Consider the following 23,563-nt stretch of genomic DNA (forward strand, 5'->3'; position numbering starts at 1 on the left):
GCGCACCCTGCTTCGCCCCTGTCTTGCCCGGCGCGCCGCCGCGATTTGCCCCCGCGACGGCACTGTCTGCGATTGCGCATATTTGCAGCGAAATGCGCGCGCAATCGAATTTCTCGAGGGCCCGGGCGGAAATGGTCAGTCGCGGAACAGCAGCGGCGCCATCTCGTGCAGGCTGCGCCGCCAGGTCTGGAACTCATGGCCCGTGCCCGGCGAGACATAGAAGGCGCTGGGGATGCCTGCCGCCTTGATCGCCTCGGCATTCGCACGCGGATCGACCTTGGGGCCACCCGGCGGACCCGAGCGACCGCCTTCCAGCTCGCGGCTGCCGAAGCTGACGAAGGTGAGCTTCACCTTGTCTCGATAGCCCGGCGTGGCGTTGACGTCCTCCAGCGAGATGGTGCCGCCGCTCAGCAGGCCGATATAGGCGAAGCGGTCGAGATTCTTGAGCGCGATCAGCTTGGTCTCGAACCCGCCCATCGACAGGCCGGCCATTGCCCGGTGCTTCTGGTCGGCCAGCGTGCGGTAGTGCGCGTCGACATAGGGGACCAACTCGTTCAACAGCACCGTCTGGAACGGCTTGATGTCGAAGCTGGCGAGACCGCCGGGCTGGCCCGGCCGCACGTCGTTGGTCATGCCATAGGTCATGACGATCAGGAATGGCCGCGTCTTGCCCGCGGCGAGCAGGTTGTCGAGGATGAGGTTGGCGTGGCCCTGGTTGCTCCACGCCGTCTCGTCCTCGCCCCAGCCATGCTGGAGGTAGAGCACGGGATAGCGGGTGCTGGCGTTCTTCTCGTAGCCGGGGGGCGTGTAGACAAAGGCGCGGCGCTGGGTGCCGGTGCTGGGGGAGGGGAACAGGATCTGCTCGACCCGGCCATGCGGCACGTCCTTGAGCGCATAGAAATCGGCGTCGTGCGCGGGGATCTCGATGCCGCTTTCCCAACGGGTGGAGCCGTAGAAGTTGCGCGTGCCGGGGTCGTTGAAGGTGCCGCCGTCGATCGTGAGGTGATAGTAGTGGAAGCCTTCGTCGAGCGGGCCTTCGGTGGTCCCGGTCCAACTGCCGTCCGCCGCCTTGGCGAGCGTGGTGCCGCCGCGTCCGCCCAGGCCGAGGCTGACCTTTACCGCGGTGGCGTCGGGAGCCATGACGCGGAAGCGGACATAGCCCTGCGAGTTGACCTGCGGAAATTGCTGCCCCGGCTGGTTGAGCGTCGAGGGCTTGAAGTCCTCCACAATGGCGGTCTGTGCAGCGGCGGTCGGCGCGGTCTGCGCCTGGGCGGGGTGCACGGCGAGCATGGCCGCGGCCATGGCGGCATAAGCGATCTTCACGGCGGTTCCTCCCCTAAGTGCTGCCGGCGTCATGAGCCGAAAGCCTCGGATGTTAGCGCGCACATTAGGACAGTTTAGCCGGAGAAAATCAAGCGGGTCCGACGCGATATCGGTCTCTTGCAGGACATCGCTATAGCATTGGAAAGACGAGTGTAAGTCGTTCGGCGGCGGGTGCGGCAGGCGAGGCAATCGTTTCGCCAGTTGACGGCGCAGTGTGCCGCCGCCTAGCCATGCTGTTACCGATAACAAAGGCGGCCGCTTCGAGTCGCCGGGGAGAGGAGACAATGGCGATGGGCAGGCCCCGTTCGGCTGCGCGGTGGTGCGCGCTGGCATTGGCGTTGACCGCACCGGCAGCTCTGCACGCGCAGACCGCCGGCATGGTGGAAGAAAAGCTGCCGCCGCCCACCGGGCTCGCGCCCTATTTCACGCCGGCCTCTGCCGATCCGATCGCGCCCGATGCCGATGGCTTCCTTCGCCGCTGGCTGCTGCTCGAGCCGGTGGTGAAGCCCAACCGCACCAACACCGGCTTCACCCCCACCTATGTCCGCGCGGCGATCGCGCCTGCCACCTATCCCGGCACGTTCGACGGCGTGCCGCGCGACGGCGACAGCGCGCCCGGTGCCTTGCGCTGGCACGCGCTCGATTCCAGCCTGTTCGACGTGAAGCTCTTCTACCTCGCGCAGGGGCTCGGCAAGCCGACCTATGGCGTGATCTTCTGGGCGGTAACGGTGGTGAACGCCCCGCGCGAGATGCGCGGCGTGCGGCTGGCGATGGGCTCCAACTCGGCGTCTCGCTGGTGGCTGAACGGCAGCGAGGTGGCCGGGCTCTATGGCGACCGGCGGATGGTGATGGACGACGTGGTGTCGCGGCCGATCACGCTGCGCAAGGGCCGCAACGTGCTGCGGGGCGCGGTGATCAACGGCCCCGGCCTCAGCGATTTCTGCGCCCGCTTCGTCGACGAGGCCGGCAAGCCGATCCGCGACATCACCATCGACGTGCAGTGAGGAACGCCATGAAGTTCGCAAGCCCTTCGCTCGCCGCGCTGTTCTTGCTCGCGCAGCCCCAGGCCGCCTCCGCCCAGCTGGCGGGCGAGCCGTTCATCCACGATCCTTCCACGATCACGTACTCGGACGGCCGCTGGTGGACCTTCGGCACGCGCGGCGGCGGGCTTGTCTCCGAGGATGGCTGGACTTGGGCGAGCGGCGGCGAGCGGCCCGGCGGCGGCGTCGCGCCCGACGTGATCAAGATCGACGACCGCTTCTACGTCGCCTATGCGGTCGGCGGCGGCGGCATGAACGGCGGCCATGCCAGCAACGTCAAGGTGATGTGGACCAAGTCGCTCGACCCCAAGTCGCCCGACTTCGGCTATCACGATGTCGGCATCGTCGCCTCGACCAACGGGCTGGAGCCGGCCGATGCGATCGACCCCGCCTTCCTCTTCGCCGAGGGGCGGCTGTGGCTAAGCTACGGCACCTATTTCGGCTATATCCGGATGCTCGAACTCGATCCCAAGACCGGGGACAAGATGCCGGGCAGCCAGCCGGTCGACGTCGCGATCGACATGGAGGCCACCGCGCTACTGCACCGCGACGGCTGGTACTATCTGCTCGGCACCCATGGCACCTGTTGCGACGGGCCGAACTCCTCGTACAACATCCGCGTCGGCCGGTCGCGCAGCCCGACCGGGCCGTTCGTCGACAATATGGGCGTGCCGCTGCTCCAGGGCGGCGGCAAGCTGGTCGTGGCGGGGCGCGCGCGGCAATATGGCCCGGGGCATTTCGGGCTGCTCGACCTGGGCGACGGGGTCGAGAAATTCTCGATGCACTATGAATCCGATCTGGATCGCGGCGGGCGCAGCGTGCTCGGCATCCTGCCGCTGCTGTGGAAGGACGGCTGGCCGGTGGCGGGCGAGAACCTGCCCGCCGGCACCTACGAGATCCAGTCCGAACGCGGCGGCGGGGCGCTGGAGCTCGCGGTCGATTTCGTGCGCATGCCGTTCGACGTGCGCCGCAGCTTCTTCGCCAAGCCCGGCGACCCGACCGGTCCTATCCAGAACCAGACGCTCGCCGAGAACCGCGTCAGCTGGCCCGAAGGCGCGATCGAGGTGGACCTGGGCGATTACATGATGCGCGCGCACCAGCTCTGGACGATCGCGCCAGCGGAAGGGGCGGGCGGGGCGTTCGGCGCGCCCTATTACAAGATCCTCATCGCCGGCACCGAGCGTGCGCTGGCGGTGGGCCCTGAGGGCAGCGTGCAAGCGGTACCTGCCTTCACCGGCGCGGCCGAGCAGCTGTGGCGGATCGACCAGCTGACCGACGGCAGCTACCGTATCCAGCCCAAGGCACAGGCGGATGCCAAGCACCCCAGGGCGTTGGTCGCGATCGGGCGAAGCACGCCCGCGCTGATGCCGTTCGATGGTGCAAGCGATATCGGCCGCTGGACGTTCCAGCGGCCTTGAGGGCGCGTCAGGCCGGCACCGCCTCGGCGGTGTCGGTTCCGAGCAGCCGCTCGCGGAACAGCTTGTGGGCGTTGCGCTGCTCGATGACGCGACCGGCGAGATACAGCGCCGCGAAGATGCCGGCGAAGATATAGCCGGGAGTGCGCATCGGCTGTGCGGCATAGGCCAGCGCGGCGAAGGGCGCGGGGGCGATGAAGCACCAGAGCAGCGGATGGCTGGTCAGGTCGTAGCGAAGCGCCGGGCCCTTCTCCGTCGCGACGAACTGCAGCGTGCCGTGCTCAAACGAGGCGAGCTTGTCCTGCGAGTCCGGATTGTCCTTGTGGAACGCGAGTGTGTCGGGGCCACGCTCCACCGTGGTGCCGCGCTCCTCGAACACGGGCTCCAACGCGTTGAAGGAGGTGGGGCGAGCGGGCAGCGCCAGCGTACCGCGGACGTGCCAGATCCAGTCGATCGCGCGCAGCCAGCTCATTCGGCGGCCACCGCTTCGGGCAGGCGCGGTGCGCGCAACTGCTTGACCCAACGGGCGACCGGCCGGAACGGGTAGAGCATCTGCTCCTTGATCCCCAGCCGACGGCAATCGTCGAGCCCGACATGCGCGGCCTCGGAGTCACGGCAGGTGCCGAAGATCCGGTCGATGAAGATGAAGGTGTTGGCGTAGTTGGTCCGGCTGCTGTCGTAATCGGGCGAGTGGTGCAGGCTGTGATGCTCGACCGTGTTGAACAGGAAGGACCACCAGCGCGGCGTGTTGAAGCGGATGTTCGCATGGGTATAGGCGCCGATCGCCATGCCGATGCCCCCGGCGAGCAGGGCTGCGCGCGGCAGGAAGTCGAAGAAGCCGCCCAGGCTGAGGCCGATCAGGAACAGCTCGATCGGGTTGCCGACGGAGCCCTTCAGCGCGTTGAGCTGGGTGATGTGGTGATGCGGCGCATGGGTGAGCCACAGCGGCCCCCAGTTGTGCATGCCGCGATGCATCCAATACTGGCCGAAATCGAAGATCAGCAGGATCGCGAGCGCCTGGAACAGGATCGGGATCTGCCCGGCCCAGGCGGTCTTGAGGTGGAAATACTGCTTGATCGCGTCGATGATCGCGTCGTCCCCGAACTGCTTGCCGGCATATTTGATCAGCGTGTAGCTCATGCCCACGTAGAAGAGGTCGCTGGCGAGCTCCTTCCAGGTCAGCCGCCAGTGGCGGTGGCGCTCGCTGATCCGCTCCATGCCGAGCAGGCAGAGCTTGAAGACGATGCCGATCCCGACCGCGACGGACGCCTTGGCGATCGAGTCCGGCGCCAGCGTCCAGAACAGGATCATCGCCAGCAGCACCGCCGGCTGGAACCAGGTGAAGATGAAGCGCTTGACCGGGCCGCCCTGCACGCCGGTCGGTTCGAAGTTGGTCGGTACAGCTGCATCCATAGTCGCGCCCGGTCCTCGCCCGTGTTTCCGATGATGGGAAGATGACCGAAACGGGGGCTGCACGCCGTAAGTCGTTTGACGTAGCGGGGGATTTGGCGGCTTGTCCGGGGGCGATGCGTGGCCCAGCATGGGGCATATGACCCACCTTCGACGCCGCTTTTCGCTTGGCCTGGGCGCCTTTCTGCTGCTCGGCGCGGCGGACCCGAAGCCGCTGGCGTTCGCGCCCTGGATCAACGGAGCGGCGGCGCGTGAGCCCGCAACGCAGGTACAGGCGATCGATCGCGACACCTTCGTGATCCGCCAATCGGTGAAGACCAATTTCGAGGCGCCGTTCCTGTACCTGCTCTTCGGCCGCGATCGGGCGCTGCTGCTCGATACCGGCGCGGGCGGGCTCAAGATCCGGCCGACGGTGGATCGGCTCATCGCCGGCTGGCGGGCCAGGCACGGCGGGCGCCCAATCCGGCTGGTCGTCGCGCATTCGCACGGCCATGGCGACCATCATGCCGGCGATGACGAGTTTCGCGATCGGCCGGACACGGACGTCGTGGGGCTCAAGCCCGCGGAGGTGGCGGCATTCTTCCACTTCACCGACTGGCCGCGCGATGTGGCCCGCTATGACCTGGGCGGGCGGGTGCTCGACGTGCTGGCGACGCCGGGGCACCAGCCGGCGCACATCATGGTCTATGATGCGCGGACGCGGCTGCTGTTCTCGGGCGACATGCTCTATCCGGGGCGGCTGTACGTGCCGCTGAACCATTTCGATGATTTCCGCGCGAGTGCCGAGCGGCTGGCGGCGTTCGCCAGGACGCACCCGATCCGGGCGCTGCTCGGGGCGCATATCGAGATGACGACCACGCCGGGGAAGGACTATGGGATGCAGGCGCCGACCCATCCCGACGAGCATCCGCTCCCGCTGGCACCCTCGGCGATCGAGGAGCTCCGCGCGGCGGCGGAGAAGGCCGGGCCGGTGCCGGTGGTGGACCGGCACGCGGACTTCATCGTGTATCCGGTGCCCGCGCGGCCGAACGACTGACTCTTCCCATCTGTCATTCCGGCGAAAGCCGGAATCCATTCGCTTCTCGGTCGCAGCTCCTGCCAATACGGAGCGCCAATGGATCCCGGCTTCCGTCGGGATGACAGCTTTGAGGCACAGGCTCAGCCCCGTGCGATATAGGCCCGCCAGCCACCCAGCGACGTGATGTCCTCGGCGCCGGTCATCGCGCGTGGCTCGGCGACGAAGCCCTTGACCATGCTGCCATCGGCCAGCGTCACGGTACCGATCGCCAGCGGTGGCGGCACTTCGGCGACGAAGCTGCCGAACGCGGCCATGTCGAGCTCGTACACTTCCAGCGCGATCGCGGCGCCGTCTTCGCTATGGACCAGCGCGGGCTTGGGCGGCACGCTCTCGGCCATGGCGTAGAGCTTGTAGGTCGGCGCCGTCGTGGTGGCGGTGACGAACTTCGCTTCGCGCGAGGTGAGCTGCCAGTGCAGCGGCATGTCTTCGAGATGGGCGCCTACGACCGCGAGCTTCACCGTTTCCATCCGTCCCTCCAGGTCCAGCGGCGGCGGGGATGCCGGCGCGGGGAAAAATGCGTTCGCCGCGTCGATCAGCGCGCGATCGGTGCCCGCCGGGCCCATCAGCGTCACGCCGAAGCCGACGCCGCTGGCATAGCTGCCGGCCGGCACGGCAATCGCCGCCATGTCGAGCAGGTTCACGAAATTGGTGTAGGCGCCGAGGCTCGCATTGAGCGCGATGGGTGCTTCGAGCATCTCCGCCACGCGGTAGCTGGTCGGCGCGGTGGGGAGGGCGAGCAGGTCGACCTGGTCCCACATCGCCGCCGTGATGCGGGCGAGGTCGGCGAGGCGATAGGCGCCGTTGAACGCATCGACCGCGTTGTAGCTGAAGCCGCCCTCGACGATCTCGCGCACCACCGGGTGGATGGCGTCGGGGTTGTCGAGCAACAGGTCCTGCAGCGCGGCGGTGCGCTCGGCGACCCACGGGCCATCGTAGAGCAGGCGGGCGGCTTCATCGAGCGGGGCGAGGTCGATCTCGACCAGCTCGGCATCGAGGCCGGCGAGCGCCTGGCGGTAGAGATATTCGGACTCGATGTCGCCGAACCAGCGGCATCGCTCGGCGCGCGGCACGCCGATGCGGCGATGCGCGCGGGGCACATCGGGCAGCGCGCGGGAGAGCGAGTCCGTCGCGTCGAAGCCGGCGGCAACCGTGTCGACCAGCGCGGCGTCCTCGGTGGTGCCGGCGAACACGGTGATGCAGTCGAGCGTGCGGCAGGCGGGAACTAGGCCGGTGCTGCTCCAGCGGCCCTTGCTCGGCTTGAGGCCGACGAGATGGTTGAACGCGGCGGGTACGCGGCCCGAACCCGCGGTGTCGGTGCCGAGCGCGAAGGCGACCAGCCCGGCGGCGACCGCAACGGCCGAGCCCGAGCTGGAGCCGCCGCTTACCCAGGTGCGGTTATAGGCGTTGCGCGGGATGCCGTACGGGCTGCGCGTGCCGTTGAGGCCGGTGGCGAACTGGTCGAGATTGGCCTTGCCCACCGGGATTGCCCCGGCCGCCACCAGCTTTGCGACCACGGTTGCCGATTGCTCCGGCTCATAGGCAAAGGCGGGGCAGGCAGCGGTGGTGGCGAGCCCCGCGAGATCGATGTTGTCCTTCACCGCGAAAGGCACGCCGGCCAGTGGCAATGTCTCGCCAGCGGCGACGCGCGCATCTACCGCAGCGGCCATCGCACGCAGCGCATCGGGCTCGAACCGTGCAATCCACACCGCCGGTTGGATCGCATCGTACGCATCGAGCCGCACCAGCACGTCCCCGATCACCGCGACCGCACTGCGCCTGCCCGCCTGCACCTCGGCGGCAATGCCTGCGACGGAGAGCCGGTCGAGCGCCGTCATGCCCGCACCAGCGCCAGCACCGGCGAGCCAGGCGTAACGGTCTGGCGTTCGGCGACATAGAGCGCGGCGACCGTGCCCGCCGCCGGGCTGGTCACCGGGAACTCCATCTTCATCGCCTCCAGCACGGCGATGGTCTCGCCCGCATCGATCGGGTCGCCGACCTCCTTGAGCAGCTTCCACACGCTGCCGCCGAACGGCGCTTCCACCAGCTCGGCGCCTTCGGGCACCGTCACCGCCTCATCGGCGCTGTCATCCGCGCTTTCGGTGAGGCTGGCGACGCGGTCGAACTCGCCCTTACGTTCCCAATCGGCGCGCTCGGCGGCGAAGGCGGCGTTGCGCTGCTTCTCGAATGCAGCGATCGAGCGCGCGTTCTCGGCGAGGAATTCGCGGTACTCGGAGAGCCGGAACTCGGTTTCCTCGATCTTGATCTCGCGGCGCCCGAGCGGGAAGTCGCGCCGCCATTCGGTCAACTCTTCATGGCTGACGGGGAAGAAGCGGATCTGGTCGAAGAAGCGCAGCAGCCAGGGCTTGCCCTCGGCAAAGGCGCCGGTCTGGCGATAGGTGTTCCACACCTGGATGGTGCGGCCGAACAGCTGGTAGCCGCCCGGGCCCTCCATGCCATAGATGCACATATAGGCGCCGCCGATGCCGACCACGTTGGGCGGCGTCCAGGTGCGGGCCGGGTTGTACTTGGTGGTGACCAGCCGGTGGCGCGGATCGATCGGGGTGGCGACCGGCGCGCCGAGATACACGTCGCCCAGGCCATAGACGAGGTAGCTCGCGTCGAAGATGATCCGGTGGACCTCCTCGGCGCTCGCCAGCCCGTTGGCGCGGCGGATGAACTCGATATTGTCCGGGCACCAGGGGGCGTCGTCGCGGACCACGCGCATGTAGCGCTGGATCGTCTCGTGGATCGCGGGATCGTTCCAGCTGAGCGGCAGGTGGACGATGCGCGAGGGGATGACGAAATCCTCGAGATCGCCGAGCGCGTCTTCGATCGCCGTCAGCCGCTCGATCAGCGCCGCCTCCTTCAGGCGGATGCCGTCGATATGCACCTGGAAGGAGCGGATGCCCGGCACGATATCGAGAATGCCCGGCAGCGCGAGTTCGGCCAGCGCGGTGGTCGCGGCATGGACGCGCAGGCGCAGCTCGAGGTCGAGCGTGATCGGGCCATATTCGACCAGCAGGTTGCGATCGCCCTGGCGGCGGAACAGCACGCGCGGGCGGCGGCCCTTGGCGGGCAGGTCGACCAGGATCGCGTCGCGCCCGCCGCCCTTGGCGGGGCTCAGCGCTGTGGCGGCGCGGCCTTCGATCCAGGCCTCTTCGGCTGCTGCGGCGGCATCGGCCTCGTCGAGGCTGACCTGCTCGAACTGGATGCGGTCGCCCGGCGCGAGCTGGCCGATCTTCCACAGGTCCGCCGCGATCACCACGAACGGGCAGACGAAGCCGCCGAGCGAGGGGCCGTCGGGGCCGAGGATGATCGGCATGTCGCCGGTGAAATCCAGCGCGCCGATCGCATAGGGGTTATCGTGGATGTTCGACGGGTGGAGCCCCGCCTCGCCGCCGTCCTTGCGCGCCCAGTGCGGCTTGGGGCCGACCAGCCGCACCCCGGTGCGGTTGCTGTTGTAATGGACCTTCCACTCGGCGGAGAGGATCGTATCGACATCCTCCGGCGCGAAGAAATCGGGCGCGCCGTGCGGGCCGTAGAGGACGCGGATCGTCCAGTCGGGGCCGAGCTGCTCCCGCGGAACCGCGCGCGGACCGGGGATCACCGCCGGCGCATGATCGGTGAGGTGCAGCGTGTCGCCGACACGAAGCACGCGCCCGCCATGGCCGCCGAACTCGCCGAGATCGAAGGTGCTGGCGCTGCCGAGATAGCTCGGCACGTCGAGCCCGCCGGCGAACAGGATATAGCCGCGCATGCCGCCGCCGGTGACGCGGCCCAGCGCCAGAATCTGGCCTTCGGCGATGGCGATCGGCTTGTTGCGCGGTACCGGGGCGTCATCGAGCGTCGCGGCGAAGTCGGCGCCAGTCAGGACGATGCGGGTCGCGGTGTTGAACTGAAGCGTCGGACCGGTGGCGGTCATCTCCAGCCCGGGCGCGGTGCTGTCGTTGCCGAGCAGCATGTTGCCGAGGCGGAAGGCGCGCGCGTCCATCGGGCCCGAAGGCGGCACGCCGATATCCCACAGCCCGACGCGGCCGGGATAATCCTGCACGCTGGTCGCGGTGCCGGCCGAGCGGACGACGATGCTCTGCGGGCGATGGACGACGGTTTCGAGCGAGCGCGTCGAGACGTCGCCGGTGACGAAGTCTTCGCTGCGGGCCACGTCGCGCAGCCAGCGGACATTGGTCTCGATGCCGGCGAAGCGGGTATGGTCGAGCGCCGCCTGCATCGCCGCGACGGCGGACTCGCGGTCCTCGCCGTGGACGATCAGCTTGGCGAGCATCGGGTCGTAGAAGGAGGAAACCGCGCTACCCGACTCCACCCAGCTCTCGACGCGGACGCCTTCCGGGAAGGCCACTTCGGTGAGCGTGCCCGAGGCGGGGCGGAAGTCGACCGCCGGGTCCTCGGCATAGAGCCGGGCCTGGATCGACCAGCCCTTGGGGGCAGGGACGGTGGTGTCGAGGAAGCTGTAGTCGCCGCCCGCACCGCGGACCATCCACTCGACCAGGTCGACCCCGGTCACTTCCTCGGTGACGCCGTGCTCGACCTGGAGGCGGGTGTTCACTTCGAGGAAGAACCAGTCCTCGCGCGCCGGATCGTAGAGGAACTCGACCGTGCCGGCGGAGCGATAATTGGCCGCCTGGCCCAGCCGCACCGCCGCCTCGATCAGGGCGGCGCGGACGCGTTCGGGAAGGTGCGGGGCGGGGGCCTCTTCCACGACCTTCTGGTTGCGGCGCTGGAGCGAGCAATCGCGCTCGCCGAGGGCGACGACGCGGCCCTGGCCGTCGCCGAAGATCTGCACCTCGACATGGCGCGCGCGCGGCACGAAGCGTTCGAGGAACAGCCCGGCATCGCCGAAATTGCCGGCGCCCAGCCGGGCGACCGCGGCATAGCCGTCGCGCACCGCCTGTTCGTCGGTGCACACGCGCATGCCGATGCCGCCGCCGCCGGCGGTCGCCTTGAGCATCACCGGATAGCCGATGCGCTCCGCCGCCTCGAGCGCGGCCTCGACGCTGTCGAGCAGCCCGGTACCGGGAGCGAGGGGGACGTTCTCCGCCTCGGCGAGCGCGCGGGCGCTGTGCTTGAGGCCGAAGGCGCGGATGCTGTCCGGGGTCGGGCCGATGAAGGCGATCCCGGCGGCTTCGCAGGCCTCGGCGAAAGCGGCGTTCTCGGAGAGGAAGCCATAGCCGGGGTGGATCGCGTCGGCGCCGGTTTCCTTGGCGGCTGCGAGGATGCGGGCGACGTCGAGATAGCTTTCCGCCGCCGGGCCCGGGCCGATCCGCACCGCGATGTCGGCGAGCGCGACGTGGCGCGAGGCCTCGTCGGCATCGGAGAAGACTGCGACCGAGCGGATGCCCATTGTCTTGAGCGTGCGGATGATCCGGCAGGCGATCGCCCCGCGATTGGCGATCAGGACGGTCTGGACGCTCATGCGGTGACGATCATGCGGACGGGGGTGGGGTTGAAGCCGTTGCAGGGATTGTTGATCTGCGGGCAATTCGAAACGACCACGGTCACATCCATTTCTGCGCGCAAGTCCACGGTCAGGCCGGGCGCCGAGATGCCGTCGACGATGCCCAGCGCACCATCGGCCTCGACCGGCACGTTCATGAAGAAATTGACGTTCGATACGATGTCGCGCTTGCCCCGGCCGTCGCGGAGATTGGCTTCGAGGAAATTGTCGACACAGGCGTGCTGCGCCTTGGTGAAATGGCCGTAGCGCAGCGTGTTGGACTCGCAGGAACAGGCGCCGCCGATCGTGTCGTGATACTCGACCGCCGTCGCGGTGATCGTCATCATCGACCGGCCCTCGTTCGAGCGCAGCACGCTGCCGGTGCGCAGGAAGATATTGGCCTGCGCCGCGATCGTGTCCTGCGCGCTGTAGCGCTCGGCATCGTCGTGCGTGGCGTAGAGGAGGAAATCGACCGCCTGGTTGCCTTCGAGGTCGACGACGCGGAGCGTTTCGCCCGCCTTCACGCGGTGCAGCCAGGGCGCGCGGGCGGGGACGATCTCGTCATGGATCACCCGGCCGTTGAGGCCGGCAAGTGCCACATCCTGTTCCATCAGCGGCGGACCCAGTCTTCGGTGTTGAGGAAGGCGCGCTGCCGCTCGGGCGTCGCGTTGCGGATCGGATCGTCCTCGCCCGTCACCGGCCCGCGCCAGGCGGTGGCGCGCAGGGGCGTGACGGTCCAGGGGCGCGGATCGAGCACGTGCGGGCAGTTGGCCAGCACGACGATCAGGTCCATTTCGGCGCGCAGCACCAGCGTGCGCCCGGGCGCGAACGGCCCGAGCTGCGGGTCGGTGGTGCCGTCGGCGGCGATGCGGACGCCCTTGAATAGGTTCACGCAAGGGTGGACGTCGCGGCGCGCAAGGCCATGCTTGGCGGCGCCGAGCAGCAGCCGGTCGCGCGCATTGGGGTAGGGGCCCGAATTGCTGCCGTCGCCATAGCGGCGTTCGTTCGACGCGGCGTTGGAGGCGCCGCAGAATGCGTCGTGCGTGCCCGCGTCATCGTGCTCGATGCTGGCGAGCACGCGGCCCATGTCCGAGAGGAACAGGCTGCCGGTGCCGAGATAGGCGTTCCACTGCACCTTCACCGTATCGGCGACGTTCAAGCGCTCGGTGGGCATCGCGGCGTTGAACAGCTGGAGCGAGGCACAGGCATCGCCCTGCAGGTCGATCAGCCGCAGCCTGCTGCCGCGCGACAGCAAGCGGCTGGCATAGCCGCCGGCGGCGATCGTCTCTTCCCAGACCAGGTCGTCGGCCGAGACGCCCGCAGGCAGGTCGTCCGCGTGTGGAGGCAGGATCGGCATCGCCTCGACGACGGTGCCGGCCATCGCCCGCGCATGGTCACGTGCGGCATTGGGGTCGGCGAGTGTGCTCATGCCGTCTTGCTCCCGGTTGGGGCCGCCGCCTCATCCTGCTCATGGAGCGGGGGCAGCAGCGCGGTGGTGGTGAAGAGGCGCAGCTGCTGCACGCCGCGCACCTTGCGCAGCGCGTCGCACAGGTCGCGCAGGCGCCGTGCGGGCCCTTGGACCAGCAGCACCTCGAGCGACTGATCGTCTTCTAAAAAGACGTGCTGCGAGGAGATGACCTCCTTCAGATACTCGGCCTGGGTCTGCGCCAGCTGGTGCCGCACCCGGCCGAGATCGGCGCGGTAGACGAGCGTGATCGTGCCCGCGAGCATCTCCTCGGGGCGCGAGGCGGCGCTCTGCTCGGCAAGTTCGTCGCGGATCAGCTCGGCGATCAGCTGCGAGCGCGAGGGGAGCCCGCGATCCTCCACCATTTCGTCGAGCTGGCGGAAGAGTTCGGCGGGCAGGCTCATGCTGAGCCGGGCGAGGGAGGAGGAGGGTTCCTTCACAGTGATTCCTCTTTCCCTGTTATTACTGATTCTGTCAATCGTAATACTTCCTGCTGCGCCTCGACGATCGCCTCGCGCCGCTTGCGGGTGAGGTGAAGGTCGTAGACGGCGGTCGCGCCGAAGCGGTGCGGGGCGTGCGGATCGACGCGACGCTTGTCGAAGGTGAGCACGCGGGTGCCGAGGTTGAACGCCTCGGAAATGTCGTGGGTGACCATCAGCACGGTGAGTGCATGCTCTTCCCACAGCTTGAGGATCAGCCGGTGCATGTCCTGCCGGATACCGGGATCGAGCGCGCCGAACGGCTCGTCGAGCAGCAGCACGCGCGGCCGGGCGATCAGCGCCTGGGCGATGGCGAGCCGCTGCTGCATGCCGCCGGAAAGCTGGGCGGGGTAGAGGTCGAGCGCATCGCCCAGACCCACCTCGGCGAGCATCGCGGCGGCCTCGTCGCGGGCCCGGCGACGGGCGGCGCCGAACAGCCGGGCGGTGAAGGGCGCGCCGACGCATTCGCGCTCGAACATCACGTTCCTGAGTGCGGTCAGATGCGGGAACACCGAATAGCGCTGGAACACCACGCCGCGATCGGGGCCGCATTCGTCGGGCAGCGGCGTGCCGTCGAGCAGGATCTTGCCGCGGGTCGGCCGTTCTTGGCCGAGCGCGAGTCGCAGGAAGCTGCTCTTGCCCGCCCCGGAGGGGCCGACGATCGAGACGAAGCTGCGCTCGGCGATGTCGAGCGCGACGCGCTCGAGCACGACCTTGTCGCCATATTCGAGCCAGACATTCTGGAAGGAGAGGAGCGCGCTCATCGGCCGGCTCCATGCGCCCAGGCAAAGGCGCGCTTGCTCAGCTGGGCCAGCGCCACGTCCATCAGGATGGCGAGGATCGAGATCCAGGCGACGTAGGGGATGATGATGTCCATCGAGAGGTAGCGCCGCACCAGGAAGATCCGATAGCCGAGCCCCACGTCCGACGCGATCGCCTCGGCCGAGATCAAGTACACCCAGGCCGGCCCGAGCGACAGGCGGATGCCGGCGATCAGCCGGGGCAGCGCCTGGGGAAGTGCCACGCGCAACGCGAGCTGCCAGCTGCTGGCGCCGAGCGTCTGCGCCTTGATCAGCTGCTCCTGCGGGATCGCGGTGATGTGATCGGCAAGGTCGCGGATCAGGAAGGGGGTGACGCCGATCACGATCAGCGCGACCTTGGCGGTGTCGCCCAGCCCGAAGACGATGAACAGCACCGGCAGCAGCGCGATCGGCGGGATCACCGCGATCGTCGTCACGAAGGCGCCGAAGGTGGCGCGGGCGGCGGGGAGCACGCCCAGCACCATGCCGACGAGCAGCGCCGAGAGCGCGCAGATGCCGAGCGCGACGCCCAGCCGCTCGAGGCTCGCCACCGTGTCCGCCCAGAAGATCAATCGCCCGCTCAACGGGTCGGCCTGGGCGAGCAGGCTGTGCATCGCCTCGACCATCGCGCCCGGCGTGGGCAGCAGCTTGTCCGAGGGATTCTCGGCGTGCCGCGCTGCCGAGGCGAAGAGGTAGACGATCGCCACCAGCAGCAGCGGCAGGCTCCCCAGCAGCCAGCCGGTGCGGCGGCGGGGTCGGATGTTCACCCAGCGCATACGGGGTCCGGCCTCAGAGCTTGCCGGCCGCGGCCAGCTCCATATAGGTCGGGTCGAAGCGCAGCTTGACGTTGTTGGCGTCGCCGATCGTCTTGCCCGGCACCGATATGCCGATCGCGTCGGCCGACTTGGCGCCCTGGCCGAACAGCCCCTTGGAGAAGCTGAAGTCGCGCACCTTGACCATGGTCGCGCCGATCGCGGGCGATTTTACTGCCGCAACCGCATCCTGCGGCGTACCGTAGAGGTGCGTGGTGGCAAGCTGTGCGTCGAACGCCTCCGGCGTCGCGCCGGCGAGCTTGGCCATTGCGGCGCGGGCGGCGGCGCCCGCGGCGTCCTTCTTCTGCATCAGCTGGATCGTCTCGTACCAGATGCCTGCCAGCGCCTTGCCGAGGTTCGGATTGGCCTTGAGCGTCGCGGTGTCCAAAGCGAGCAGATCGAGGATCTCGGCGGGCACCTGGCTCGAATCGAACAGCTTGGCAGCGCCCGGCAGCTTGGCAACTTCGGTCAGCTGCGGGTTCCAGGTGACGACGGCGGTAGCCGCCGGGTTGGCGAAGGCGCCGACGATGTCCGCGTCCGAGGTGTTGACCGTCTTCACGTCGGAAAGCTGCAGGCCCACCGTGGAGAGCCCGCGCGCGAGGAGGTAGTGCGACACCGACAGCTCGACGAGATAGACGGTGCGGCCCTTGATGTCCGCCAGGCTCTTGGCGTTCTTGAGGACGATGCCGTCATTGCCGTTCGAATAGTCGCCGAGGATGATCGCGCTGGTATCCTTGCCGCCGGCGGCGGGAATGGTGAGCGCGTCCATGTTGGTGACGGTGACGCCGTCGAGCTTGCCGGCGTTGAACTGATTCACCGACTCGACATAGTCGTTGACCTGGGTGAAGTGGATCTTCACCCCGTATTTGTCGGCCCATTTCTTCACGATGCCGGCCTGTTCGGCATAGGGCCAGGGCATCCAGCCCGCATAGATCGACCAGCCGATATTGAACTCGGTGCGCGCCTTGGGTGCAGTGCCGCTGCCGCCGCACGACGCCGTTGCCAGCATTGCCACCGCCGCCACCGCGATCCGCGCCTTCGTTATCCATTTTGCCATGATCGACCCCCATCTTCGCAGCGCGAGAAAGCGCGAATTTCAGCCGCCGGACGGTCGCACCCGATATTACGTTTGCTCAATCCAGTAATACGACTTATAGGCATGTCGCATGGCACGTGTCACCCCAAATCGTGATGCTGCAATGCGTCATTCGGGCACTGGCGAGCCCCGGTTCCGGGGCGCCGCCGCCGCGCGTCCTTGCAGGCGAAGGGGCTGAACCGGCATGGCGATGGCGCGCATTCTTGGGACGATTTGCCTGGGGCTCGCGCTCGCCGTTGCCGCGACCTTTGCCCGGCTGTTCCTGAAGGCGCGCGCGGGCCACCGCGCCGCCGAGGAGGCGAATCGCGCGCAGACGGAGCGGCTCTGCGCCGAGATCGCAGCGCACCAGGAAACCGAGGCGGCGCTGGCCAAGGCCAAGGACGCAGCCGAGGCCGCCAATGCCGCAAAGACGCGCTATCTGGTCGCGGTCAGCCACGAGATCCGCTCGCCGCTCAACGCCATCTATGGTTATGCTCAATTGCTCGAGCGCGGCGATTCGATCCCGCCGCGCGAGGCGGGCGGGGTGATCCGCCGCTCTGCCGAGCATCTCACCAACCTCGTCGAAGGCCTGCTCGACATCTCGCGCGTCGAAAGCGGCGTGCTGCAGGTGCGGCAGGAGCTGGTGCGGCTGCCGGCGTTGCTCGACCAGGTGGTGGAGATGTTCCGCGTCCAGGCCTCGGCCAAGGGGCTGTCGCTCGACTATGTCGTGGAGGGCCGGCTGCCCGCCTATGTCCGCACCGACGAGAAGCGATTGCGGCAGATCCTGATCAACCTGCTGTCCAACGCGATCAAATATACCGACAAGGGCGGCGCGACGCTCACGGTGCGCTATCGCAGCCAGAGCGCCGCAATCGAAGTCCGCGACACCGGCCCCGGTATCCCGCCCGAGGACCTGGAACGCATCTTCGAACCCTTCGAGCGGGGGCGCGAACCCGATACCATAATGCAGCCGGGCATCGGGCTGGGCCTCGCCATCACCCGCGTGCTCGCCCGAATCCTGGGCGGCGAAGTCACGGTCACGAGCGAGCTGGGCAAGGGCAGCAGCTTCCTTCTCCGCCTGCTCCTGCCCGAGCCGATCGAGGCGCCCGCGGGGGCCGCCGCCTATCGCCGCGTCACCGGCTATCAGGGGCCGCAAAAGACGATCCTGGTGATCGACGACAGCCCGGCGCAAACCACCGTGGTCAACCATCTGCTGCGCCCGCTCGGCTTCTCCGTCTTCGAGGCGAGCGGCGGCACCGCGGGGCTCGCGCTCGCCGAGCATTGTTCGCCCGATCTCGTGCTGCTCGACATCCAGATGCCCGGCACCAGCGGCTGGGGCATTGCCGAGCAGCTGCGCGCGCGCTTCGGGGCAGGGCTGCGGATCGTGATGGTCTCGGCCAATGCGCACGAGTTCCATGCCGGCCGCGACGGCCGCCGCGCGCACGATGCCTTCCTCACCAAGCCGGTCGATCTCGATGCGCTGCTCGACATGATCGCACGCCAGCTGGGGCTCGACTGGATCGTCGAGAATGCCGAGGCGGCCGCCGCGCCCCCCCGTCCACCTCTGGCACTCCCTGCGTCGGCGGCGCCCTATCTCGATGCGCTGCGCCGCTTTATGAAGCTCGGGCATGTCCGTGGAATCGAAACGACACTCGTGACTCTGGAGAGGGACGTCCCCGAAAGCGCCGATCTCGTCGCGCGGCTGCGGCCGCAGCTCGAGGCGTTCGATCTGCGCGGGCTGGCAAGGACGCTCGACGATGTCGGCTAGCGATCCCGGCGCCACGATCCTGGTGGTGGACGACACCCCCGAATCGCTCCGCTTCCTCACCGCAACGCTGGAGCAGGCGGGGATGACGGTGCTGATCGCGGTCGACGGGCTGGCGGCGCTGGAGCTGCTGGAGCATGGCACGCCGGACCTGATCCTGATGGACGCGGTGATGCCCGGGCTCGACGGGTTCAGCACCACGCGGCGCATCAAGCAGGACGGCCGCTTTCGCCAGGTGCCGGTGATCTTCATGACCGGGCTTACCGAAAGCGAGCATGTCGTGCGTGGGCTCGATGCGGGGGCGGTCGATTATGTGCACAAGCCGATCGTGGTCGACGAGCTGCTCGCCCGCGTCTCGGTGCATCTCGCCAATGCCCGGATCGCGCAGAGCAGCCAGCTGGCGCTCGACACCGCCGGGCGGCCCTCCTTCGCGGTCGATCGCGAGGGCCAGACCGGCTGGCTGACGCCGCTCGCCGCCGAGACGATCGAGCGGCTGTTCCCCGATTGGTCGCCCCGCGCGCTGGACCTGCCCGACGAGCTGGCCGTGATCGTGCGGCGGTTGCAGGATCCGGCGGTGCCGCCAGGCGCGCAGGCGACGCTGCAGATCGGCGACAGCACGCTCCAGTGCAGCTTCCTGCGCCAGACCAGCGCGCGCGAATGGCTGTTCCGCCTGACCGAAAAGCGCGAGGGCGATGCCGAGCGCATCCTCGCCGAGCGCCACGGGCTCACCTCGCGCGAGGCGGAGGTGCTGGTGTGGCTCAGCCGGGGCAAGCAGAATCGCGAGATCAGCGAGATCCTGGAAATCAGCCCGCGCACCGTGAACAAGCATCTCGAGCAGATCTTCCAGAAGATGGGGGTCGAGAATCGCGCATCGGCGACGGCGATCGCCGTGGCGACGCTGGCGGGATGAGCGCGGCCGCGGCGCGGGCGGCGCTGGAGCAGGGGGATTTCGATACCGCCAGCCGGCTGGCCTCGGCGGCGCTTCCCTCGGCCGAGGGCGCCTTCCTGCTGGGCGTGATCGCGGCGGAGCAGGGGCGGATCGGCGAGGCGATCCGGCAGATCGAGGCGGCGGTGGCGGCGGACCCGCGCGGCGAATATCGCGCGCAGCTTGCGCGGCTCTACACGCTGGTGCGGCGCGACGGCGATGCAGCGGCGCAGCTTGCCGCGGCGGAGGCGGACCCGCCCGCCGACGCGCTGTCGCGCGACACGATCGGCTGTGTCTATGCACGGCTCGGCGATCATGTAGCCGCGCTACCCCATTTCGAGGTGGCGGTGGCGGTGGCGCCCGAGAACGACCAGTTCCTCTACAACCACGCGGCGACGCTGAGCTTTCTCGGCCGGGTCGACGATGCCGAGGCGGCGCTGGAAACGCTGCTGGCGCGCAGCCCGGACGATGCTCGCGCGCACCATCTGCTTGCTGGGCTGCGCAAGCAGGGGCCGGAGCGCAACCATGTTGTGCGGCTGCAAGCGGCAAAGCAGCGCGCGCGGGGGCCGGACCGGCTGCTCACCGGCTATGCGCTCGCCAAGGAGCTGGAGGATATCGGCCGCGGCGACGACGCGCTGGCCTGCCTGCTGGAAGTGAACGCTGAACATCGCGCCGCGCTCGGCTATGCTCCGGCGCGCGACGCGGCGATCGTCGATGCCGTGGCGGGAAGCTGGCCGGCCTTCGCCGCCGCGCCGGTGACGGACGCACCCGCCGAGGCGCCGATCCTGATCATCGGCATGCCACGTACCGGCACCACCCTGGTCGACCGCATCCTCGCCGCGCATCCGGTCGTGGAGAGCGTCGGGGAACTCCAGGCCCTTCCGCTGGCGGTAAAGGCCGCCTCGGGCACCCGCAGCCGCACGGTGCTCGATCCCGAGACGCTCCATGCCGCGGCGGGCGCCGATCTCGGTGCTATCGGCCGCGACTATCTGGCGCGGGCGGCGCATCACCGGCGGCTGCCCGAGCGGCGCTTCGTCGATAAATTCCCCGGCAATTTCCACTATGCCGGCATCGCCGCGCGGGCGCTGCCGAACGCCGCGATCGTCTGCCTGCGCCGCAACCCGATGGACACGGTGCTGGCCAACTTCCGCAACCTGTTCGCGATCAGCTCGCGCTATTACGACTATAGCTACGACCTGCTCGACATCGCCGCCTATGTCGTCGGGTTCGAGCGGCTGATGGCCTTGTGGCGCACGGCGCTGCCCGGGCGAATCCTGGAGCTGCGCTACGAGGACATCGTCGCGGACCAGGAACACGCGACCCGCCGCCTGCTCGCGCATTGCGGGCTCGACTGGTCCGAACGCTGCCTCGATTTCCACGCGCAGGGTGGGGCGGTCTCCACCCCGAGCGCGGCGCAGGTCCGCCGCCCGATCTACCGCGACTCGGTCGCGCGCTGGCGCAAACACGAAGCGGTGCTGGCGCCCGTCGCCGCCTATTTCGCCGAGCGCGGCATCGCCATCGACTGAGCGCCGCGTACGTCAAACGGCGCATGGTGCGCCGCGGCGGACTTCGACAACCTCGCGTGCATGGCTAGATTCTCCTGCTTCGCTTTGGGTGCTGCGCTGCTGATCGCACCGGCGGCGCATGCCGATGCGCGTCCGAGCGCCAAGCTGGTGCGCTGTGCAGCGGGTGACTGCCTGCTGATCCGCGGTACGCGAAGCTCCGCCGCTCAGACGATCACGATCAACGACCGCATCGTCGCGGCCAGCGGCGGGCGCGGCTGGAAAGTCCGCGTACCGGTGGCGGCGGTGCGGGGCTTTGCCTCGCCCTTCGCGCGCACGCTCGACGTGGCGGTTGTCAATGCGGTGGGGCAGGTCGAGCGGCGGGAAACCGTGCGTCTGCCGGTCGGGCTGATGGGTCACACCACCGAACTCGCCTCGCTGGTAGTACGTGCGCGATGATTTGTAATAACGATGGAGTCGGTGTCCAAAGTATGAAGAACGGCTGAAGCTGTAATAAGCAATTGCTGCGTTGCAAAACTTGCCGCATCGTAGGATGCGGAAGTTACGTAGCGTATCTATAGCTTTTAAACTTGCCGTTCGTCGTTCCTGCGACTAGATGCGCCTCAGCCGCTCGGGTGAGGCGGTCTTGGTTGCAGGAGATTGCCATGAAGATGCTCGTCGCGGCCGCCGCCGCGCTTTCGATCAGTACCGCCGCCTTTGCCGGCACGAGCGACACCAGCTTCGGCAAGCACAGCGCGACGCTGACGCTCGCCGGTCTCGATCTCGCCACTGCCGACGGCCAGCAGCGCCTCGCCACCCGCGTCGACCAGGCCGCCCGCGCGGTGTGCGGCGAGAATCTCGCGACCATCCACCCCGAACTCGAAGCCCGCGCGCGCCTGTGCCGTGCCGATGTCGCCGAGCAGGTCCGCAGCCAGATCGAGGCGCGCCTCGCGCAGGCGAACAAGGCCGGCGGCGTGCAGGTCGCGGCGCTGCGCTGAGCCCGACCGCCGGAACGGCCTTTTCCCGGCCGCGCGTGTCCCGAAAGGATGCGCGCGGCCGCGTGCTTTGGGGCCGCTACGTCATTCGGCCACCTGCGCGGGCATCGTTTGCATGGCTAGCTTCGGATCGACACGGGGCGGCATCGCCCCGCTCGCGATCGGGACGACAGCGCATGACCAAAGGGCTCGTGAACCTCATACCGCCGGCGACCGTGGTGGCGGTCGTCTGCTTCTGGGCCTTCGCGCCCGCCGCCATCCTCGCCAATCCCTGGACGATCGTGATCGTCTCTTCGCTGATCACGCTCTACATCCAAGGCCTCGAGTTCGTCTTCGAGCGGCATGCGGGCTGGCGGATGCACTGGCGCGAGTTCTGGACCGACCTGTTCTACGTCGTGCTCGGCGCGACCGCGATTTCCTGGGCGTCGCGCATGCTGGCCGAAACGCCCCTGCTCGCGCTCAAGCAGTCGCTGGGGATCGCGACGCCCTGGGCCATGCACTGGCCCTTCCTGGCGCAGGTGGCGCTGGTGATCTTCCTGATCGAGTTCGGCCAGTACTGGATGCACCGGCTGATGCACAATTCGGCGCCCTTCTGGCTGACGCATGCACCGCACCACCACATCACCCAGCTCAATGCCGCCAAGGGCTTTGTCGGCAACCCGATCGAGCTGTTCCTGATCAGCCTCAGCGTCGTCACGCTGTTCGACCTGCCGTTGACCGCGATCTTCTGCGGGGTGAGCGTGCTGGGTGTCGTCTCCTGCTTCGCCCATGCCAATGTGCGGTCCGATCCGCCGATCTGGTACAGCTTCGTGTTCACCACGATCCGCCACCACAGCCTGCACCATTCGGTGCCCTATGAGGATACGCGCTGCAACTATGGCAACTCGTTGATCCTGCTCGACCGGATCTTCGGCACCTACAAGGAAGGCGAGGCCTCGGTGGTCGGCCAGGACGAGCGGCGGCGGCTGTCGATCCGCGAACAATGGCTGTTCCCGTTCCAGCCGATCCTCGCCCGGCTGAAGCAGCGTCCGGCTGCCACCACCGACGTGGCGGCGGGCTGAGCGATGGTCTGGATGCCGATGCTCGCCATGCTGCTCGCCGCCGCGCACGCAGATGCCGACCCGCAGCCGCGCGAGGAGCAGGTGCTCACCGTGCCCGGCTTCGCCGATTTCCTCGCGGTCGACGGCGACAGCGTCTGGGCGACCAACAAGGGGCGGGTCGAACGCTGGTCGCGCGGCGGCAAGCGCGCCGAAGTGGCGATGACGCACCCGTGCGGGGCGATGGCGATCGCGGCGGACTCGCTGTGGGTCGCGGATTGCAAGGACGGCACGCTCAACCGCATCGACCTCAAGACCGCCAGGCTGCTGGCGGCGATCCCCACCGGCATCGCCAACCCGGCGGGCGAGCTCAACGTCGTGGCGGGTGCGGGATCGATCTGGGTGGCAAGTGACAATGCGGGCAAGATCGCCCGCGTGGACCCGGCCGACAATCATGTCGTTGCCTCGATCGCGGTCGATCCGGGCACGCATTACCTCGCCTTCGGGTTCGATGCGCTATGGGCGGTGAGCAGCGGCCAGCAATCGCTCCAGCGGATCGACCCCACCACCAACCAGATGACCGGGCGCGCCAAGCTCGGCAAGCAGCCGGGCTTCCTTGCCGCGGGCGAGGGTGCGGTGTGGGTGCAGGAACAGGGCGACGGAACGCTCGCGCGGATCGATCCTGCCACGGTGGAAGTCTCCGGCCGAGTGAAGGTCGGCGCCGATCTGCTCTACGGCGACATCGATACCGGCGGCGGCATGGTCTGGCTGCGCACCACCGCCGACCAGACCTTCGTCACCATCGATCCCAAGACGCTCGCGATCCTCGGCCGCCTCGGCAAGCCCAGCGGCAGCGGTGCGCTGCGCTTCGCCGGGAACGGCGTATGGACCAGCGCGCACGACGTCCACACGCTGTCGTGGTGGAGCTTCACCCACGCTGCTTCGGGCGGCGCCGCGAACTAGATCGCGGCGGCGAGCAGCGCCGCGCCC

21 protein-coding genes are annotated in these 23,563 nt (G+C 68.5%); 10 read left to right on the forward strand and 11 right to left on the reverse strand.

Annotation, left to right across the window (positions count from 1 at the left end; translation table 11 throughout):
• Window positions 1-135 precede the first annotated feature (135 nt).
• Window positions 136-1,323: an alpha/beta hydrolase-fold protein gene (locus CA234_RS12080; RefSeq protein ID WP_206431179.1), complete on the reverse strand. Its 1,188-nt coding sequence runs from the start codon at window positions 1,321-1,323 to the stop codon at window positions 136-138.
• Between the two features lie 290 nt (window positions 1,324-1,613).
• Here CA234_RS12080 and CA234_RS12085 point away from each other — a divergent pair, with 290 nt between their 5' ends.
• Window positions 1,614-2,327, forward strand: a complete 714-nt coding sequence (locus tag CA234_RS12085) for an acetylxylan esterase (protein WP_241213476.1) — start codon at window positions 1,614-1,616, stop codon at window positions 2,325-2,327.
• A gap of 8 nt (window positions 2,328-2,335) precedes the next feature.
• A complete protein-coding gene (locus CA234_RS12090; RefSeq protein ID WP_126001803.1) occupies window positions 2,336-3,781 on the forward strand; it encodes a family 43 glycosylhydrolase in 1,446 nt (481 codons plus the stop codon).
• A gap of 7 nt (window positions 3,782-3,788) precedes the next feature.
• On the opposite strand, the gene CA234_RS12095 is transcribed toward CA234_RS12090, so the two are convergent.
• Window positions 3,789-4,250 carry a hypothetical protein gene (locus CA234_RS12095; protein WP_125972464.1) on the reverse strand — a complete coding sequence of 154 codons (462 nt, stop codon included), beginning with the start codon at window positions 4,248-4,250 and terminating at the stop codon, window positions 3,789-3,791.
• On the reverse strand, window positions 4,247-5,191 hold the full coding sequence (locus tag CA234_RS12100; protein WP_125972466.1) for a sterol desaturase family protein: 945 nt from the start codon (window positions 5,189-5,191) through the stop codon (window positions 4,247-4,249). The genes CA234_RS12095 and CA234_RS12100 overlap by 4 nt, the downstream gene beginning before the upstream one ends.
• Before the next feature lie 136 nt (window positions 5,192-5,327).
• On the opposite strand from CA234_RS12100, the gene CA234_RS12105 reads away from it, so the two are divergent.
• Complete coding sequence (locus CA234_RS12105; RefSeq protein ID WP_125972468.1) at window positions 5,328-6,224, forward strand: MBL fold metallo-hydrolase; 897 nt, start codon at window positions 5,328-5,330, stop codon at window positions 6,222-6,224.
• Between the two features lie 122 nt (window positions 6,225-6,346).
• Here CA234_RS12105 and atzF read toward each other — a convergent pair whose 3' ends face one another.
• The 8 genes from atzF to CA234_RS12145 are packed head-to-tail and all read right to left on the reverse strand — an operon-like array spanning window position 6,347 to window position 16,331.
• On the reverse strand, window positions 6,347-8,101 hold the full coding sequence (atzF, locus tag CA234_RS12110) for an allophanate hydrolase (RefSeq protein ID WP_126001804.1): 1,755 nt from the start codon (window positions 8,099-8,101) through the stop codon (window positions 6,347-6,349).
• Window positions 8,098-11,697 carry an urea carboxylase gene (gene uca / locus CA234_RS12115; protein ID WP_126001805.1) on the reverse strand — a complete coding sequence of 1,200 codons (3,600 nt, stop codon included), beginning with the start codon at window positions 11,695-11,697 and terminating at the stop codon, window positions 8,098-8,100. The genes atzF and uca overlap by 4 nt, the downstream gene beginning before the upstream one ends.
• Window positions 11,694-12,329, reverse strand: a complete 636-nt coding sequence (locus tag CA234_RS12120) for an urea amidolyase associated protein UAAP2 (RefSeq protein ID WP_125972474.1) — start codon at window positions 12,327-12,329, stop codon at window positions 11,694-11,696. Before CA234_RS12120 ends, uca begins: the two co-directional genes overlap by 4 nt.
• Entirely contained in the window at window positions 12,329-13,147 is an 819-nt protein-coding gene (locus CA234_RS12125; protein ID WP_125972476.1) for an urea amidolyase associated protein UAAP1, read from the reverse strand. Before CA234_RS12125 ends, CA234_RS12120 begins: the two co-directional genes overlap by 1 nt.
• Window positions 13,144-13,623, reverse strand: coding sequence for a CopG family ribbon-helix-helix protein (locus CA234_RS12130; RefSeq protein WP_125972478.1), 480 nt, complete (start codon window positions 13,621-13,623; stop codon window positions 13,144-13,146). The genes CA234_RS12125 and CA234_RS12130 overlap by 4 nt, the downstream gene beginning before the upstream one ends.
• Window positions 13,620-14,426: an ATP-binding cassette domain-containing protein gene (locus CA234_RS12135; RefSeq protein ID WP_126001806.1), complete on the reverse strand. Its 807-nt coding sequence runs from the start codon at window positions 14,424-14,426 to the stop codon at window positions 13,620-13,622. Before CA234_RS12135 ends, CA234_RS12130 begins: the two co-directional genes overlap by 4 nt.
• Window positions 14,423-15,238, reverse strand: a complete 816-nt coding sequence (locus tag CA234_RS12140; RefSeq protein ID WP_125972482.1) for an ABC transporter permease subunit — start codon at window positions 15,236-15,238, stop codon at window positions 14,423-14,425. Before CA234_RS12140 ends, CA234_RS12135 begins: the two co-directional genes overlap by 4 nt.
• A gap of 13 nt (window positions 15,239-15,251) precedes the next feature.
• The gene (locus CA234_RS12145; RefSeq protein WP_126001807.1) at window positions 15,252-16,331 is read right to left on the reverse strand and encodes a putative urea ABC transporter substrate-binding protein; all 1,080 of its coding nucleotides are present in this window, start codon (window positions 16,329-16,331) and stop codon (window positions 15,252-15,254) included.
• Between the two features lie 223 nt (window positions 16,332-16,554).
• Between CA234_RS12145 and CA234_RS12150 the strand changes: the two genes are divergently transcribed.
• The 7 genes from CA234_RS12150 (at window position 16,555) to CA234_RS12180 (ending at window position 23,536) form a co-directional block, all read left to right on the forward strand.
• Window positions 16,555-18,117 (forward strand): ATP-binding protein, encoded by a 1,563-nt coding sequence (locus tag CA234_RS12150; protein ID WP_125972486.1) that lies wholly within the window; start codon window positions 16,555-16,557, stop codon window positions 18,115-18,117.
• Window positions 18,107-19,024 carry a DNA-binding response regulator gene (locus CA234_RS12155; protein ID WP_125972488.1) on the forward strand — a complete coding sequence of 306 codons (918 nt, stop codon included), beginning with the start codon at window positions 18,107-18,109 and terminating at the stop codon, window positions 19,022-19,024. Before CA234_RS12150 ends, CA234_RS12155 begins: the two co-directional genes overlap by 11 nt.
• Complete coding sequence (locus CA234_RS12160; RefSeq protein ID WP_126001808.1) at window positions 19,021-20,565, forward strand: sulfotransferase; 1,545 nt, start codon at window positions 19,021-19,023, stop codon at window positions 20,563-20,565. The genes CA234_RS12155 and CA234_RS12160 overlap by 4 nt, the downstream gene beginning before the upstream one ends.
• Before the next feature lie 60 nt (window positions 20,566-20,625).
• Entirely contained in the window at window positions 20,626-21,000 is a 375-nt protein-coding gene (locus CA234_RS12165; protein ID WP_125972492.1) for a hypothetical protein, read from the forward strand.
• A 206-nt stretch (window positions 21,001-21,206) separates the two neighbouring features.
• On the forward strand, window positions 21,207-21,539 hold the full coding sequence (locus tag CA234_RS12170; protein ID WP_126001809.1) for a UrcA family protein: 333 nt from the start codon (window positions 21,207-21,209) through the stop codon (window positions 21,537-21,539).
• A gap of 173 nt (window positions 21,540-21,712) precedes the next feature.
• Complete coding sequence (locus CA234_RS12175; protein ID WP_126001810.1) at window positions 21,713-22,597, forward strand: sterol desaturase family protein; 885 nt, start codon at window positions 21,713-21,715, stop codon at window positions 22,595-22,597.
• An 18-nt stretch (window positions 22,598-22,615) separates the two neighbouring features.
• On the forward strand, window positions 22,616-23,536 hold the full coding sequence (locus CA234_RS12180; RefSeq protein WP_241213482.1) for a YncE family protein: 921 nt from the start codon (window positions 22,616-22,618) through the stop codon (window positions 23,534-23,536).
• The last annotated feature ends 27 nt before the right edge of the window (window positions 23,537-23,563 follow it).

It is taken from the genome of Sphingomonas sp. ABOLE (assembly GCF_003950455.1).
GTDB classification, from domain to species: Bacteria; Pseudomonadota; Alphaproteobacteria; order Sphingomonadales; family Sphingomonadaceae; genus Sphingomonas; species Sphingomonas trueperi.

Bases quoted from the DNA above. Each gene is read 5' to 3' on its own strand.
- CA234_RS12090 (WP_126001803.1), top strand. From the start codon at position 2,336: ATGAAGTTCGCAAGCCCTTCGCTCGCCGCGCTGTTCTTGCTCGCGCAG.
- atzF (WP_126001804.1), bottom strand. From the start codon at position 8,101: ATGACGGCGCTCGACCGGCTCTCCGTCGCAGGCATTGCCGCCGAGGTG.
- CA234_RS12135 (WP_126001806.1), bottom strand. From the start codon at position 14,426: ATGAGCGCGCTCCTCTCCTTCCAGAATGTCTGGCTCGAATATGGCGAC.
- CA234_RS12095 (WP_125972464.1), bottom strand. From the start codon at position 4,250: ATGAGCTGGCTGCGCGCGATCGACTGGATCTGGCACGTCCGCGGTACG.
- CA234_RS12120 (WP_125972474.1), bottom strand. From the start codon at position 12,329: ATGGAACAGGATGTGGCACTTGCCGGCCTCAACGGCCGGGTGATCCAT.
- CA234_RS12160 (WP_126001808.1), top strand. From the start codon at position 19,021: ATGAGCGCGGCCGCGGCGCGGGCGGCGCTGGAGCAGGGGGATTTCGAT.
- CA234_RS12180 (WP_241213482.1), top strand. From the start codon at position 22,616: ATGCTCGCCATGCTGCTCGCCGCCGCGCACGCAGATGCCGACCCGCAG.
- uca (WP_126001805.1), bottom strand. From the start codon at position 11,697: ATGAGCGTCCAGACCGTCCTGATCGCCAATCGCGGGGCGATCGCCTGC.
- CA234_RS12155 (WP_125972488.1), top strand. From the start codon at position 18,107: ATGTCGGCTAGCGATCCCGGCGCCACGATCCTGGTGGTGGACGACACC.
- CA234_RS12105 (WP_125972468.1), top strand. From the start codon at position 5,328: ATGACCCACCTTCGACGCCGCTTTTCGCTTGGCCTGGGCGCCTTTCTG.
- CA234_RS12100 (WP_125972466.1), bottom strand. From the start codon at position 5,191: ATGGATGCAGCTGTACCGACCAACTTCGAACCGACCGGCGTGCAGGGC.
- CA234_RS12150 (WP_125972486.1), top strand. From the start codon at position 16,555: ATGGCGATGGCGCGCATTCTTGGGACGATTTGCCTGGGGCTCGCGCTC.
- CA234_RS12085 (WP_241213476.1), top strand. From the start codon at position 1,614: ATGGGCAGGCCCCGTTCGGCTGCGCGGTGGTGCGCGCTGGCATTGGCG.
- CA234_RS12145 (WP_126001807.1), bottom strand. From the start codon at position 16,331: ATGGCAAAATGGATAACGAAGGCGCGGATCGCGGTGGCGGCGGTGGCA.
- CA234_RS12140 (WP_125972482.1), bottom strand. From the start codon at position 15,238: ATGCGCTGGGTGAACATCCGACCCCGCCGCCGCACCGGCTGGCTGCTG.
- CA234_RS12125 (WP_125972476.1), bottom strand. From the start codon at position 13,147: ATGAGCACACTCGCCGACCCCAATGCCGCACGTGACCATGCGCGGGCG.
- CA234_RS12170 (WP_126001809.1), top strand. From the start codon at position 21,207: ATGAAGATGCTCGTCGCGGCCGCCGCCGCGCTTTCGATCAGTACCGCC.
- CA234_RS12175 (WP_126001810.1), top strand. From the start codon at position 21,713: ATGACCAAAGGGCTCGTGAACCTCATACCGCCGGCGACCGTGGTGGCG.
- CA234_RS12165 (WP_125972492.1), top strand. From the start codon at position 20,626: ATGGCTAGATTCTCCTGCTTCGCTTTGGGTGCTGCGCTGCTGATCGCA.